At 66.5% G+C, this 15,619-nt stretch carries 11 protein-coding genes and 2 riboswitches; of the genes, 9 read left to right on the top strand and 2 right to left on the bottom strand.

All coding sequences use genetic code 11. The annotated features are described in order from the left end of the window. On the top strand, window positions 1-346 hold a 346-nt coding region (locus G3N58_RS22720; RefSeq protein ID WP_206000283.1), incomplete at its 5' end, for a c-type cytochrome. A gap of 235 nt (window positions 347-581) precedes the next feature. Here the strand turns inward: G3N58_RS22720 and G3N58_RS22725 are convergent. Next, window positions 582-2,672, bottom strand: a complete 2,091-nt coding sequence (locus G3N58_RS22725; RefSeq protein WP_167049016.1) for a UvrD-helicase domain-containing protein — start codon at window positions 2,670-2,672, stop codon at window positions 582-584. A 373-nt stretch (window positions 2,673-3,045) separates the two neighbouring features. Here G3N58_RS22725 and G3N58_RS22730 point away from each other — a divergent pair, with 373 nt between their 5' ends. The 8 genes from G3N58_RS22730 to G3N58_RS22765 all read left to right on the top strand — a co-directional run bounded on the left by G3N58_RS22730 (window position 3,046) and on the right by G3N58_RS22765 (window position 14,365). Beyond that, window positions 3,046-4,095, top strand: a complete 1,050-nt coding sequence (locus G3N58_RS22730; protein WP_167284393.1) for an oxidoreductase — start codon at window positions 3,046-3,048, stop codon at window positions 4,093-4,095. Window positions 4,096-4,301: 206 nt separating this feature from the next. Next, entirely contained in the window at window positions 4,302-4,652 is a 351-nt protein-coding gene (locus G3N58_RS22735; RefSeq protein WP_167049020.1) for a hypothetical protein, read from the top strand. Window positions 4,653-4,826: 174 nt separating this feature from the next. Next, window positions 4,827-4,929: riboswitch (glycine riboswitch) on the top strand. Between the two features lie 21 nt (window positions 4,930-4,950). Beyond that, window positions 4,951-5,111: riboswitch (glycine riboswitch) on the top strand. Between the two features lie 80 nt (window positions 5,112-5,191). Continuing rightward, window positions 5,192-6,310 carry a glycine cleavage system aminomethyltransferase GcvT gene (gene gcvT, locus G3N58_RS22740; protein ID WP_206000284.1) on the top strand — a complete coding sequence of 373 codons (1,119 nt, stop codon included), beginning with the start codon at window positions 5,192-5,194 and terminating at the stop codon, window positions 6,308-6,310. A gap of 58 nt (window positions 6,311-6,368) precedes the next feature. Beyond that, the gene (gcvH, locus tag G3N58_RS22745; RefSeq protein ID WP_167049024.1) at window positions 6,369-6,749 is read left to right on the top strand and encodes a glycine cleavage system protein GcvH; all 381 of its coding nucleotides are present in this window, start codon (window positions 6,369-6,371) and stop codon (window positions 6,747-6,749) included. Window positions 6,750-6,819: 70 nt separating this feature from the next. Next, window positions 6,820-9,756 carry an aminomethyl-transferring glycine dehydrogenase gene (gene gcvP / locus G3N58_RS22750; RefSeq protein WP_206000285.1) on the top strand — a complete coding sequence of 979 codons (2,937 nt, stop codon included), beginning with the start codon at window positions 6,820-6,822 and terminating at the stop codon, window positions 9,754-9,756. Between the two features lie 184 nt (window positions 9,757-9,940). Beyond that, a complete protein-coding gene (locus G3N58_RS22755; RefSeq protein WP_167049028.1) occupies window positions 9,941-11,065 on the top strand; it encodes an alginate lyase family protein in 1,125 nt (374 codons plus the stop codon). Window positions 11,066-11,094: 29 nt separating this feature from the next. Beyond that, on the top strand, window positions 11,095-12,483 hold the full coding sequence (locus G3N58_RS22760; RefSeq protein ID WP_206000286.1) for an L-serine ammonia-lyase: 1,389 nt from the start codon (window positions 11,095-11,097) through the stop codon (window positions 12,481-12,483). A 151-nt stretch (window positions 12,484-12,634) separates the two neighbouring features. After that, window positions 12,635-14,365: a thiamine pyrophosphate-binding protein gene (locus tag G3N58_RS22765; RefSeq protein ID WP_206000287.1), complete on the top strand. Its 1,731-nt coding sequence runs from the start codon at window positions 12,635-12,637 to the stop codon at window positions 14,363-14,365. A 96-nt stretch (window positions 14,366-14,461) separates the two neighbouring features. Here the strand turns inward: G3N58_RS22765 and G3N58_RS22770 are convergent, their stop codons facing one another. Continuing rightward, window positions 14,462-15,610, bottom strand: a complete 1,149-nt coding sequence (locus G3N58_RS22770; protein ID WP_206000288.1) for a branched-chain amino acid ABC transporter substrate-binding protein — start codon at window positions 15,608-15,610, stop codon at window positions 14,462-14,464. Window positions 15,611-15,619: the final 9 nt, after the last annotated feature.

Consider the following 15,619-nt stretch of genomic DNA (forward strand, 5'->3'; position numbering starts at 1 on the left):
CGCTTCGGATGCGGGCGCGGCCCAGGCCGCCGCGGCCATGGCGGCAATGGCCAACGTGCCGCAAACGCCCGCCCCGGCAGCGGGCGGCGCGCAAAGCGCGGACGCCTCGCAGGCCGGCAAGGCGCTGTATCAGGCCGTTTGCCAGGCCTGTCACGCAGCCGGCGTGCTGAACGCACCGAAATTCGGCGACAAGGAAGCGTGGGCGCCGCGTCTCAAGGACCCGATGGACACCGTCTACAACTACGCGCTGCACGGCAAGGGCGCGATGCCGCCGAAGGGCGGCTCGAACGCGTCGGACGCGGACGTGAAAGCCGCCGTGGACTATATGGTCAGCGCGGCGAAGTAAGCGCCTGGCAAAGCGCGCCGCTGGCGGCATACACAAGCCGCGAAACGAAAAATCCCTGCCTTGCGGTAACGCACGGCAGGGACTTTTTATGTGCTGAGCGTTCCGACACGAGCCGCCCCGGAAAACCACCAATAACGAAGGCACGCGGAGTAACTCACACGCATCCGGCGCCATCGCCTGAAAAGCCGCGCAATCGCCGAAGCAGCAGGCAGCGGACCACACCGCCAACACCCGCTCAAGCCTTCTGCAACAACGCCTTCAAACTCGCGAGCCGATCCTTCGGCGACATCGGCGCTTCCTCGGGCGTCGGCGGCGGCGCATCGTCGAGCAGCATTTCGTTGATAAAGCGCGACGGCTCGCAGACGATCGTCTCTCTCGCCCGCTTGCGCTTCTTGCACCAGTTCAGATGCAGGCTGCGCTGCGCGCGCGTGATCGCGACGTACATCAGGCGGCGTTCTTCCTCGATGCGCGCGTCGTCGATCGGTTCGTCGTCGGGGCCGCCGCGATGCGGCATGATGCCTTCCTCGACGCCGACCAGAAACACATGCGGATACTCGAGCCCCTTCGACGCATGCACGGTCGACAGGCGCACCGCATCGGGATCTTCCTCGCGGCCTTCGAGCATCGACATCAGCGCGACCGTCTGGATCAGGCCGAGCAGGTTCTTGCCGGTGTCGCCAAAGCCGTCGGCGCTGTCGTAGCCGGTCGCCTGGCTCTCGCTGCCGTGCCCGGGTTCTTCCTTCGTGCCCTTGCGCTTGAGCCACTCCATGAATTCGAGCACGTTCTGCCACTTCGCCTGCGCCTGGCGTTCGTCGAACGCGTCGTACAGATACGCCTCGTAATGGATCGCCTCCATCAGTTCGTCGAGCAGCGTGCCCGCCGCGTCCTTTTCCGCGCGCTCGGTCAGGCGCTGCATGAAGTCGCAGAACGCGCGCATCGGCTCGATCTGGCGCGGCGACAGGCGCGCCTCGATGCCGCCCATATAAACCGCCTCGAACAGCGACACCTTCGCCTGCCCCGCGAACGCGCCAAGCGCTTCGAGCGTCGTATTGCCGACGCCGCGGCGCGGCGTCGTGATCGCGCGGATGAACGCAGGGTCATCGTTCGCGTTGGCGATCAGGCGCAGGTACGCGCAGATGTCCTTGATCTCGGCCTTGTCGAAGAACGACTGGCCGCCCGACAGCACGTACGGAATCCGCTCGCGGCGCAGCACCTGCTCGAAGATGCGCGCCTGGAAGTTGCCGCGATAGAGGATCGCGTAGTCGCGGAAATTCGTGCGCCGCTCGAACTTGTGCGCGGACAGGCGAAACACCACCGACTCCGCCTCGTGCTCCTCGTCGTTGCAGCCCGTCACGGTGATCGTGTCGCCCATGCCGTGCTCGGACCACAGCTTCTTCTCGAACAGCTTCGGGTTGTTCGCGATCACGTTGTTCGCGGCGGTCAGGATGCGCACCGTCGAACGGTAGTTCTGCTCGAGCTTGATCAGATGCAGGTTCGGGAAATCCTTGCCGAGCTGGCCGAGGTTTTCGAGGGTCGCGCCGCGCCAGCCGTAGATCGCCTGATCGTCGTCGCCGACCGCCGTGAACGCCGCGCGCTTGCCGGCCAGCAGCTTCACCAGTTCGTACTGGCACGCGTTGGTGTCCTGATACTCGTCGATCAGCAGATAGCGCAGCTTGTTCTGCCAGCGGTCGCGCACCGGCTCGTTGTTCGCGAACAGTTCGGCGGGCAGGCGGATCAGATCGTCGAAATCGACCGCCTGGTACGCGTGCAGCGTCGCCACGTAGTTGCGATAGACGATCGCCGCCTGATGCTCGTCCTCGGTCGAGGCCGTCGCGATCGCCTGCTCGGGCATGATGAGGCCGTTCTTCCACAACGAGATGATCGACTGGATCTTGCGGATGAAGCCCTTGTCCGTCGAGCCGACCTGCTCCTGGATCATACCGAAGCAGTCGTCGGAATCCATGATCGAGAACTGCGGCTTCAGGCCGACGTGCTCCGCTTCCTGCCGCAGAATCTGCACGCCGAGCGAGTGGAAGGTACACACCGTCAGCTGGTTCACGGGCACCTTGCGGCCTTCCTTGCCGGGCGTGGTCAACGTCTTGCCTTCGAGCAGCTTGCCGACGCGCTCGCGCATTTCCGCCGCCGCCTTGTTCGTGAACGTGACGGCCGCGATGTGGCGCGGCTCGAAGCCCTTCGCTTCGATCAGGTGCGCGATTTTCTGCGTAATCACGCGCGTCTTGCCGCTGCCCGCGCCAGCGAGCACGAGACAGGGGCCGTCGAGATAACGGACCGCTTCACTTTGGGCGGGGTTCAGGCCTGCGGACATCGTCTGTGGATGGGTAATACGGTTGAGGGCTGTCGAGATCGCCGCGGCGCGAGACGCCGGCCGAAGGACCCAGGAGATGCTGCGCGGTGCCGCGCCGCCGTCTGCAACCGGCGTCCTGCGCGGCGCGCTTCGCGCGAGAGCAGCGATGTTAACACGGTTGACCCGACGGTTGACCCGACGGTTGACCCGACGGTTGACCCGACGGTTATCCACGACAGTTATCCGCGATCGATGCCTTCGCGAACTACCACCGCGCGCCGCCGCGGCAATCTCGCCGCGGCTCCCCAGTCCATCCGACAAATGCCACAATGAGGACGTTGCGCGCCATCGCCGCGGTGGCAAAGCGGCGCGCCGTTTTTGCAGGAAGACACGCATGTCCGCATCGCTGAAGATTGGATTGATGGGCTACGGCTTCGCCGGCGCAACGTTTCACGCGCCGGTGATCGAACATTGCGGGCGCGCGAGCGTCGCCGCCATCGCGACCGGGCAGCCCGAGCGCGCGCGGGCCGACTATCCGCACGCGAAGATCGTCGCGGACCTCGACGCGCTGCTCGCGCTCGACGAAATCGACTGCGTGGTGATCGCGACGCCCAACGACACGCACTTCGACCTCGCGCGCCGCACGCTAGAAGCCGGCAAGCACGTGGTGGTCGACAAGCCGGTCACGCTGTCCGCCGCCGACGCCCACACGCTCGCCAATATCGCGCTCGCGCGCGGCAAGCTGTTCGCGCCCTTTCACAACCGCCGTTGGGACGGCGACTTCCTGACCGTGCGCGATCTGCTCGCGCGCGTGGAACTGGGCCGCGTCACGCAGTACGAATCGCATTTCGACCGCTTCCGCCCGGGCGTGCGTCAGCGCTGGCGCGAAGACGTCACGCGCGGCGGCGGCCTGCTGTTCGATCTCGGCCCGCATCTGATCGACCAGGCGCTCGCGCTGTTCGGCGCGCCGCAGACGGTCTCGGCGACCGTGCGCACGCATCGCGACGCCGCGAGCGCGCCCGACTACGTGCATATCCAGCTCGGCTACGGCGAGTTCGAAGTCGTGCTGCACGCGAGCGCGCTGACCTCGCTGCCGGGCCCGCGCTTTGCCATCCACGGAACGCGCGGCAGTTACGTGAAGTACTGTCTCGACACGCAGGAAGATCAGCTGAAGGCGGGGCTGCGTCCCGGCGACGAAGGCTTCGGCGCCGGCAATACGCCCGGCGTGCTGCGCGTGCTGGAAGGCGACCAGGAAGTCGAGCGCGAATGGCCGACCCGCAACGGCGAATACGTGGGCTTCTATATTGCGCTCGCCGACGCGATCCAGAACGGCGTGGCGTTCCCGGTCAGCGCACAGGACGCGGTCGACGTCATGACGCTCGTCGAACTGGCGGAACGCAGCTCCGAACAGGGCGTGCGCTTGCCGTTCGAGCGCGTGCGCTGACGCGCCCGGCTGCGCGCCGCACCGTTTTGTGTACCAAAAACGGCGCGGCGGATCAGGTCGCGAAGCCCGTCGGATCGGGCTTCGCTGACAGTCCAGAAAGGAACATAACGTTACAAATTTGCCCGCCGGCTGGTCAGCGAGCACCCGCCATCATCCGTTGCTAGCGGAGTAGCACCCAAATCACGACAACGACCTACGGAGAATCCATGCCTCGTACCATCCGAGCCCTGGCCGCATGCGCCCTGCTCAGTTCCCTCGCCGCCTGCGTGGTGCCGCCTCCGCCCGCGCCGCACCCTGGTCCTAGCCCGCAGCAGATCGCGGATCAACGCCTGCGTCAGGTCGATGGCCGGATCGACAATCTCTCGCACCGGATCGACGCCCACGTGAACCAGGGCTACTACCCGCCGCCGCAAGGTGGCGCGCTGCATCATCGTCTGGACACGATCCGCCAGGAAGCGCACGACATGGCCGCGCAACATGGCGGCGGTTTGTCCGCCGACGAGCAGCGTGTGTTGAATCAGGAGCTGGACAACGCAGCGCACGCGATCGGCGAATAAACGCGAGAAGGCGCCGCCGGCAGCCAGCCGGGCAAACCGGGCCAGCGCCGGTCGCCTGCCCGTTACCTGCCGCCGGCTACCGGTCATGAACCGGTAGCCGCGAAGCCGCCGCCGCAGTCGCCATCACGGTCACGAGCCTTGATTTGACAAGCCCCGGCCCGTCGCGTAAATTCGCCGCACGCGTCGGGAGAGCGCGCCGGCAAGCGAAAAATCGCAGGCCGCGCCGCCGAAGGGGCACACCCGCAAACTCTCAGGCAAAAGGACCGACCGCGTCGAAAAAACCCGCCTTCCGGCGGTTTTTTCGCACTCTGGAGAGCGGCAGTAGCCATCCGCGTCGCACATCGTGCACAGCAGGCAGGCTGCCCACCGAAGGGGCGCGCGTTTCACCGTGACGAATCGGGCTCATCGAGCCGGCCGCGGCAGCGCAATCTCTCAGGTATCGAGGACAGAGGGGTCATGCAGGATCACGCTCGCAGGCACACGGCCGCGAGGCGTTGCGCCGCATGGCCTTTTTTGTTTCGCGAGACGCCCGAGGCCCCATGACCGAACTCAAACACACCCCGCTCCACGCCGCTCACCGCGCGCTCAACGCCCGCATGGTCGACTTCGGCGGCTGGGACATGCCCGTCAACTACGGCTCGCAGATCGAGGAACATCGCGCGGTGCGCACCGACGCCGGCATGTTCGACGTCTCCCACATGTGCGTGGTCGACTTCACCGGCGAACGCGTGCGCGCGTTCTTCGAATACGCACTCGCGAACAACGTCGCGAAGCTGCAAACGCCGGGCCGTGCGCTCTACTCCTGCATGCTGAACCCGCAAGGCGGCGTGATCGACGATCTGATCGTCTATTACTTCGGCGAAGACCACTTCCGCGTGGTCGTCAACGCCGGCACCGCAGACAAAGACCTCGCCTGGTTCGGCCAGCTCAATGCCGAAGGCGGCTTCGGCCTCGCCATCACGCCGCGCCGCGACCTCGCGATCGTCGCGGTGCAAGGCCCGAACGCGCGCGAAAAAACCTGGCAAACCGTGCCGGCCGCGCGCGCCGCCGCCGAAGCGCTGAAGCCGTTCAACGCCGCGCGCGTCGACGGCACGCCGTTCGGCGAACTGACCGTCGCGCGCACCGGCTACACCGGCGAAGACGGCTTCGAGATCATCGTGCCGGCCGCGCACGTCGAAGCGCTGTGGAATGCGCTCGCCGCCCAGGGCGTACGCCCGGCCGGTCTCGGCGCGCGCGACACGCTGCGCCTCGAAGCCGGCATGAACCTGTACGGTCAGGACATGGACGACACCGTCTCGCCGCTCGACGCCGGCCTCGCCTGGACCGTCGACCTCGCCGCGCCGCGCGACTTCGTCGGCAAGAGCCGGCTCGAAGCCGACGGCTCGCGCGCCGCGTTCGTCGGCCTGATCCTGCTGAAGGAAAACGGCAAGGCCGCGGGCGTGCTGCGCGCGCATCAGAAAGTCGTCACGCCGCACGGCGAAGGCGAAATCACGAGCGGCACGTTTTCCCCGACCATGCAGGAATCGATCGCCTTCGCGCGTGTGCCGCAAGGCGTGCAGCCGGGCGACACCGTGCAGGTCCAGATTCGCGACAAAGCCTGCCCCGCAAGCGTGGTAAAACTGCCATTCGTGCGCAACGGCAAGGTGCTGGCGGTTTAAGCAGCCGGCGCACGCCCCCCATTCAAGTCACTACCGAACACACGCATAGGAGCATCCGATGAGCATCCCGGCCGATCTGAAATACACCGAATCGCACGAATGGGTCCGCACCGAAGCGGACGGCACGCTGACGGTCGGCATCACCGACCACGCGCAGGAAGCGCTCGGCGACATCGTCTTCTTCGAAGTCCAGGAACTGGGCAAAAGCTTGAACGCCGGCGACACCGTCGCCGTCATCGAATCGGTGAAGGCCGCTTCCGACATCTACTTGCCGGTCGCGGGCGAGATCATCGAAGCGAACACGGCCGTCGCCGACTCGCCCGACTCGGTCAACAGCGCGCCGTACGACAGCTGGCTCTTCAAGATCAAGCCGGCCGACGGCGCGGCACTCGACCGCCTGATCGACGCCGACGCCTACGCGAAGTCGATCGGCGCCTGACTCGCAGTCCGTTTTAACCGTCCGGCGCGGCGCACGCAACACGGCGTGCGCCGCGCCACCAGGAACACCCATGAAGCTCGAACACCCGGATCGTCTGATGAACCGCACTCCTCTCTCGCTTGCCGCACTCGAAGTGCACGACGCCTTCGCCGAACGGCATATCGGCCCGGATGCGGCCGACCAGCAAGCGATGCTCGAAGCACTCGGCTTCGCGTCGCGCGCGGCATTGATCGACGCCGTCATCCCGCAGACGATCCGCCGCACCGAAGCGCTGCCGCTCGGCCCCTTCGCGCAGCCCAAGAGCGAAGCCGAGGCGCTCGCCGCACTGCGCGAGCTCGCGGACAGGAACCAGGTGTTCCGCTCCTACATCGGCCAGGGCTATTACAACGCCCATACGCCGACGGTGATCCTGCGCAACGTGCTCGAAAATCCGGCGTGGTACACCGCGTACACGCCGTATCAGCCTGAAATTTCCCAAGGCCGTCTGGAAGCGCTGCTGAACTTCCAGCAGATGGTCACCGACCTGACCGGCCTCGCGATCTCGAACGCCTCGCTGCTCGACGAAGCGACCGCCGCCGCCGAAGCGATGACGCTGCTGCAACGCGTCGGCAAGCCGAAGTCGAACGTGTTCTTCGTCGCCGACGACGTGCTGCCGCAAACCATCGAAGTCGTGAAAACGCGCGCGACGCCGGTCGGCATCGAAGTAAAGGTGGGCCCGGCCGCCGAAGCCGCGAATGCGAACGCATTCGGCGTGCTGCTGCAATACCCGGGCGTGAACGGCGACGTGCGCGACTACCGCGCGCTGACCGAAGCGATCCACGCGACGGGCGGCCATGTGGTCGCCGCCGCCGACCTGCTCGCGCTGACGCTGCTCACGCCGCCGGGCGAATGGGGCGCGGACGTGGCGGTCGGCAACACGCAGCGTTTCGGCGTGCCGGTCGGCTTCGGCGGCCCGCATGCCGCGTACCTCGCAGTGCGCGACGAATTCAAGCGGCAGATGCCGGGGCGCCTCGTCGGCGTGACCGTGGACGCGCAAGGCAATCCCGCGCTGCGTCTCGCGCTGCAAACGCGCGAACAGCACATCCGCCGCGAGAAGGCGACCTCGAACGTGTGTACCGCGCAGGCGCTGCTCGCGATCATGGCGAGCATGTATGCGGTCTATCACGGCCCGCGCGGCCTGAAGACGATCGCGCTGCGCGTGAACCGCGTCGCCGCGCTGCTCGCCGCAGGCGCGCAGCAACTCGGCTACACGCTCGCGAACGAGACCTTCTTCGACACGCTCACGTTCAACAGCGGCGCGCGCACGCAAGCGCTGCACGACGCCGCGAAGGCGCAGCGCATCAACCTGCGCCGCGTCAGCGACACGCAAGTCGGCGTGTCCGTCGACGAAACCACCACGCGCGGCGATCTCGCCGATCTGCTCGCGGTGTTCGCGCAGGCCGCAGGAGCGAAGGACGTGCCGCAAGTCGACGCGCTCGACTCGACGCTGACCGCGGCGAACACCGCGTCGGTGCCGGCCGCGCTCGAACGCACGAGCGCGTACCTCACGCACCACGTGTTCAACCGTCATCATTCGGAAACGGAAATGCTGCGCTATCTGCGCAGCCTGTCGGACAAGGACCTCGCGCTCGACCGCTCGATGATCCCGCTCGGCTCCTGCACGATGAAGCTCAATGCGACCTCGGAAATGCTGCCGGTCACGTGGCCCGAGTTCGGTCAGATTCACCCGTTCGCGCCGGCCGAGCAAACCGTCGGCTACCGCGAGATGATCGATCAGCTCGAACAGATGCTGGTCGCAGCCACCGGTTATGCGGCCGTGTCGCTGCAGCCGAACGCGGGCTCGCAAGGCGAGTACGCGGGTCTGCTCATCATCCACGCATATCACGCGTCGCGCGGCGAAGCGCATCGCAACGTCTGCCTGATTCCCGCCTCGGCGCACGGCACGAACCCGGCGTCGGCGCAGATGGCCGGCATGCAGGTCGTGGTCGTGGCATGCGACGCGCAGGGCAACGTCGATATCGAAGACCTGAAGAAGAAAGCCGCGCAGCACGCCGACAAGCTCGCCGCGATCATGATTACGTATCCGTCGACGCACGGCGTGTTCGAGGCGAACGTGCGCGAAATCTGCGAGATCGTGCATGCGCACGGCGGCCAGGTGTACGTGGACGGCGCGAACATGAACGCGATGGTCGGCCTGTGCGCGCCGGGTCAGTTCGGCGGCGACGTCTCGCACCTGAACCTGCACAAGACCTTCTGCATTCCGCACGGCGGCGGCGGTCCGGGCGTCGGCCCGGTCGCGGTCGGCGCGCACCTCGCGCAGTTCCTGCCGAACCAGACTGCCTCCGGTTACGAACGCGCGCCGCAAGGCATCGGCGCGGTGTCGGGCGCGCCGTACGGCTCGGCCTCGATCCTGCCGATCTCGTGGATGTACATCGCGATGATGGGCGCGAAAAACCTGACCGCCGCGACCGAAACCGCGATCCTCAACGCGAACTATGTCGCCAACAAACTCGCGCCGCACTATCCGGTGCTGTACTCGGGCCCCGGCGGCCTCGTCGCGCACGAGTGCATTCTCGATCTGCGTCCCATCAAGGACACGAGCGGCATCACCGTCGACGACGTCGCCAAGCGCCTCGCCGACTACGGCTTCCACGCGCCGACCATGAGCTTCCCGGTGCCGGGCACGCTGATGGTCGAGCCGACCGAGTCGGAGTCGAAGGAAGAGCTCGATCGCTTCATCGAGGCGATGATCGCGATCCGCGAGGAAATCCGCGCGGTCGAGGAAGGCCGTTCGGACCGCGAGGACAATCCGCTCAAACACGCGCCGCACACGGCGGCGGTCGTGATCGCCGACGACTGGAAGCATGCGTATGCGCGCGAAACCGCTGCCTATCCGCTGAAGACGCTGATCGCGAAGAAGTACTGGCCGCCGGTCGGCCGCGCGGACAACGTGTACGGCGACCGCAACCTGTTCTGCTCGTGCGTGCCGATCGCGGATTACGAGTAAGTCGCGCGCCCACCGCCTGCCGTGCGCATAGCACGCGCGAGCAGGCGGCGCGACGCGGTGAAGCCTGCTCGGCGTCGGCATCGGCGTCCATGAGCGGACGCGGCGCGGCCCACGCGCAGTCCTGTCGTTGAGGGCCGCAAACGGCTAACATCACACACCGAATCAGCCTAACGAGGAGTTCCGCATGGCGCGAAAGGTGCGATCGATGCAAAGCCGGGCCGCCGCCGCCCGTTCGTGGCGGGCCGCCTACGTCATGCTGCTGGCCGGCGCGGCCGCACTGCTGCCGCTGCGCGAGGCACAGGCCGCGATGAATTTCTGCGCGGCGCCCGCGCTGCAAACCAGCGAGCGCACCCATGCCGATCCCGGCGTCAAGGCACTCGTCAGCAATGTGCAGGCGCATCTGAACGAGCAGCCGCATGCGCTCGCGAAACTGCACACCGAGGGCACGTTGCCGCACGAGGGCATCTACGATCAGAGCGTCGAAGCGGAACAGGACCTCGACCTGCTGCGCGACGCCGCGCTGGCGTGGCGCGCAACCAGCGACGACCGCTTCCTCAAGCTCGTCGACCGTCTGCTCTATGCCTGGGTCACGACCTATCAGCCGAGCTTCAATCCGATCGACGAGACGCATTTCGAAGGGCTGATCCTCGCGTACGACATGACCGCGAGCGCGCTGCCCGTCAAAACCCGCAACGCGGCAATGGCCTTCCTGACGAAACTCGCGAGCGGCTACATCGCGCAGATCGACGCGCAGCCGCGGCCGCTTACGGGCACGTTCCGCAACAATTGGCAGAGCCACCGCATCAAGCTGATCGCGATGGCCGCGTTCACGCTCGACAATCGCAAGATGATCAACGCCGCGCAACGGCTGTTCGTCGAGCATATCGGCGACAACGTCGCGCCGGACGGCTCGACGATCGATTTCGGCGAGCGCGACGCGCTGCGCTACGTGGCCTACGATCTGCAACCGCTCGTGACGGCCGCGCTCGCCGCGCGCCGCCACAACCGCAACTGGCTGCAGGAGAAGGGCGCGAACGGCGCGACGCTGCTCGCCGCGCTGAACTGGCTCGTGCCGTTCGCCATGGGCACCCAGACGCATGAGGAATTCGTGCATTCGAACATTCCGTTCGACACGAAACGTCGCGAGGCCGGCTTGCCCGGCTACGCGGGCCCATGGGACCCGAAAAGCGCGACGGAACTGTTTCACCTGGCGGCGCGTCTCGACGGGCGCTTTACGCCCATCGCGCTGCAGCTCGCACCGACGCCGCCCGCGTGGCTCGCCGTGTGTTTGCCGCTGCCGGCGCGCTAAACTATTTATCTACGCAGCAGGAGCAGTACATGGCAGTCAGCGTCTTCGATCTCTTCAAAATCGGCATTGGTCCGTCCAGCTCGCACACCGTCGGGCCGATGCGCGCGGCGCTGATGTTCGTCCAGGGACTCGAGCGCGACGGGCTGCTCGACGCCACCGCGTCGGTGAAAGCCGAGCTGTACGGCTCGCTCGGCGCGACCGGCAAAGGGCACGGCACCGATCGCGGCGTCATGCTCGGCCTGATGGGCGATGCGCCCGACACCGTCGATCCGGAAACGATCACGCAGCGGCTCGAAGCGGTGCGCGTGTCGCGCAAGCTCGCGCTGCTCGGCACGCATGACGTGCCGTTCGTGCTGAAGGAGCACATCGCGTTCTATCGTCAGGCGCTGCCCGAGCATCCGAACGGCCTGAAACTGCACGCATTCGACGCGCAAGGCGCGACGCTGCGCGAATCGACTTATCTGTCGGTCGGCGGCGGCTTCGTGGTGACGGCCGGCGCGCCGAACACGAAGGTGCTGAGCGCCGTCGATCAATTGCCGTATTCGTTCCGCACCGCCAACGAGTTGCTCGCGCTGTGCGCGTCGAGCGGCAAGAGCATCGCGCAACTGATGCGGGAAAACGAGCGCGCCTGGTACACCGAAGAAGAAACGCGCGCGGGCCTGCTGAAAATCTGGGACGTGATGCAGGCATGCGTCGCACGCGGCTGCGGCATCAACAATCCCGATGCCGACGGTCATCTGCCCGGTCCGTTCCAGGTGAAGCGGCGCGCGCCGCAGCTGTATCGCGCGCTGACGGGCCATCCCGAACGCGCGTTGCAGGATCCGCTCTCGATGGTCGACTGGATCAACCTCTATGCGATCGCCGTCAACGAGGAAAACGCCGCGGGCGGGCGCGTCGTCACCGCGCCGACCAACGGCGCGGCCGGCATCATCCCGGCCGTGCTGCATTACTACACGCGCTTCATGCCGAACGCGAACGAGCAGGGCGTGATCGACTTCCTGATGACGGCTGCCGCGATCGGCATTCTCTACAAGCTCAACGCGTCGATCTCGGGCGCTGAAGTGGGCTGCCAGGGCGAAGTGGGCGTGGCCTGCTCGATGGCGGCCGGCGCGCTCGCCGCGGTGATGGGCGGCACGCCGCAGCAGGTCGAGAATGCGGCCGAAATCGGCATGGAACACAACCTCGGGCTCACCTGCGATCCGGTCGGCGGCATGGTGCAGATTCCGTGCATCGAGCGCAATGCGATGGCGTCGGTGAAAGCCGTCAATGCGGCGCGCATGGCGTTGCGCGGCGACGGCAGCCACTACGTGTCGCTCGATTCGGTCATCAAGACGATGCGCGAAACCGGCGCGGACATGAAGACCAAGTACAAGGAAACGTCGCGCGGCGGCCTGGCGGTAAATATCGTCGAGTGCTGAACGCGGCGGCGCCTGCCGCGTTCCCGCCGTGCCGTGACAGCGCACACGTGCCCGGCGTAAGCTGTCGAACCGCCCATCGGCTGCGCTCGCACATTGCGTCGGTGCGGCCTCATCCCATTGCGCTCACGCACTGCCAGGAGGCTTCCTCGCCATGTCGCTGCCGAATGCTCCCGCTTCCAACGTTTCCGTTTCCCCCCTCGCGCGCACGACCGGCGCGCGTCTCGTCGTCGATGCGTTGCTCACGCATGGCGTCGAACGCGTATTCTGCGTGCCCGGCGAAAGCTTCCTCGCCGTGCTCGATTCGCTGCACGACGAAACCGCGCGCATCCAGACGGTCGTCTGCCGTCACGAGGCGGCCGCCGCGAACATGGCCGAAGCGGTCGGCAAGCTGACCGGCCGGCCCGGTGTCGCGCTCGTTACGCGCGGGCCGGGCGCGACGCATGCATCGATCGGCGTGCACACGGCGTTTCAGGACTCGACGCCGATGATCCTGCTGATCGGCCAGTGCGCGCGCGAGCATCTCGAACGCGAGGCGTTCCAGGAGATCGACTATCGGCGCATGTTCGGCCAGATGGCGAAGTGGGTCGCGCAGATCGACGACCCGAAGCGCATTCCCGAATACCTGAGCCACGCGTTTCACACGGCCACCTCGGGCCGGCCGGGACCGGTCGTGCTGTCGTTGCCCGAAGACGTGTTGAGCGAGGCATGCGACGCGGTGCCCGGCGCGCCCGCTTATCAGCGCGTGGCGGCGTCGCCGTCCGCCGCGCAGATGGAGAAGCTGCGCCAGTTGCTCGACGGCGCGCAACGGCCGATGGTGATCGCGGGCGGCAGCGGCTGGACGCCGGCCGCCTGCGCGGACCTGCGCCGCTTCATCGAAAACTGGCAGTTGCCGATCGGCCTCGCGTTCCGCTTCCAGGACACCTTCGACAACGAGCATCCGAACTATGCGGGCGACGTCGGCCTCGGCATCAATCCGGCGCTCGCGCAGCGCATCCGCGACGCCGACGTGCTGCTCGCGCTCGGTCCGCGTCTCGGCGAAGCCACCACGAACGGCTACACGCTGCTCGACATTCCGAAGACGAAGCAGACGCTCGTGCACGTGCATCAGGGCGCAGAAGAACTCGGGCGTGTGTATGCGGCCGATCTGCCGATCGTGTCCGGCATGCCCGAGCTGGCCACGATGCTGGCGGAGCTGAAGCCGTCGTCGTCCGGCACGCCCGCCTGGGCGGGCGCCGCCGCGGAAGCGCATCGCGCGTATCTGGAATGGCGCAAGCCGCGGCCGATTCCCGGCGACGTGCAGATGGGCGAAGTGATCCAGCAATTACGCGCGCACCTGCCCGACGACGCGATCCTCACGAACGGCGCCGGCAATTACGCGACGTGGCTGCATCGGCATTTCTCGTATCGGCACTTCCGCTCGCAGCTTGCGCCGACGAGCGGCGCGATGGGCTACGGCGTGCCGGCGGCGCTCGCGGCGAAGTCGCTGTATCCGCAACGCGCGGTGGTCGCGCTCGCCGGCGACGGCTGCTTCATGATGGCGGCCCAGGAACTCGCGACGGCGATGCAGTACGACCTGCGCGTGCTGTTCATCGTCGTCAACAACAGCCACTTCGGCACGATCCGCATGCATCAGGAGCGGCACTATCCGCATCGCGTGCATGGCACCGGCCTCACGAACCCGGACTTCGCGGCATTCGCGCGCTCGTTCGGCGCGCATGGCGAGACCGTCGAGCGTACCGAAGATTTTCTGCCGGCATTGCAACGCGCGATCGAATCGCAGTTGCCGGCGGTGATCGAGATTCGCATGCCGCAGGAGGCGAGCACGCCTGCGGCGACGCTGGAGATGATTCGTGAGCAGGGGAGGAAGATGCGGGGGGAATGAACGGCTGCACACTCTAAAAGCACCTCGACCGCATAGCCAATAAAAAACCCCGCCGAAGCGGGGTTTTTTCACCATCAACCGCAGCCGGCAAAAAACTTACTTGCCGCCTACGCTTTGCAGCGTCGTCCACTTGCCGTCGACGACCTTGTACAGCGTGATGCCGCCGTTCTTCAGATCGCCGCGTTCGTCGTATGCGAGGTTGGCCGACGTCACGGCCGGCATCGAGGTCTTCGCGAGCACCGGCAGGTACTTCGCCGGATCGGTCGAGTTCGCGCTCTTCATCGCGGCGAACATCGCCATCGCGCCGTCGTAGGCGTACGGCGAGTACGTCTGCACGTCTTCGTTGAAGCGCTTCTTGTACTTCTCGACGTAGGCCTTGCCGCCCGGCATTTCGTCGAGCGGCAGACCGGCGAGCGAAGCCACCGTGCCGTTCGCCGCGTCGCCCGCGAGCTTGATGAAGGTCGGCGTGTGGACCATTTCGCCGCCCATCAGCGGCGCCTTCACGCCGAGCTGCTTCATCTGCTTGACCATCGGTGCTGCTTGCGAGTCCGCGCCGCCGTAGTAGATCAGGTCCGGGTTGGTCGACTTCAGCTTGGTCAGGATCGACTTGAAGTCAACGGCCTTGTCGTTCGTATATTCACGATCGACGATCGTCGCGCCCGCCGCCTTCGCCGCCTTCTCGAACTGATCGGCCAGACCCTGGCCGTAAGCGGTGCGATCGTCGACGATCGCAATCTTCTTCATGCCGAGGTTCTTCACCGCGAACGCGCCGGCCACCGAGCCTTGCTGCGTGTCCGACGTCATCATGCGGAAGGTGGTCTTGAAGCCCTGCTGCGTGTATTCCGGCGCGGTCGCCATCGCGATCTGCGGAATGCCCGCGTTCGCGTAGATGCGCGAAGCCGGGATCGTCGTGCCCGAGTTGAAGTGGCCGAGCATGCCCTTGATGCCGTCATCCACGAGCTTCTGCGCAACCGTCGTGCCGGTGCGCGGGTCGGCCTGGTCGTCGGCGGAGTCGAGCACGATGCGAACCTGCTTGCCGCCGATCACCGGCTTGGTCGCGTTGAACTCTTCGACCGCGAGTGTGATGCCGTTCTGGAAGTCTTTGCCGTAGTGCGCCTGCGCACCCGTCATCGGACCGGCGAAACCGATCTTCACGTCTTCCGTCGATTGAGCGTTGGCTGTCCCCGCCAGCGACATTGCGGCAACCAGAGCTGCGCCTGCCAGCTGTTTCATTGTGTGTTGCATAGCATCTCC

The sequence above is a fragment of the Paraburkholderia sp. Ac-20342 genome, assembly GCF_017104985.1.
In the GTDB taxonomy this organism is placed as follows: Bacteria; Pseudomonadota; Gammaproteobacteria; order Burkholderiales; family Burkholderiaceae; genus Paraburkholderia.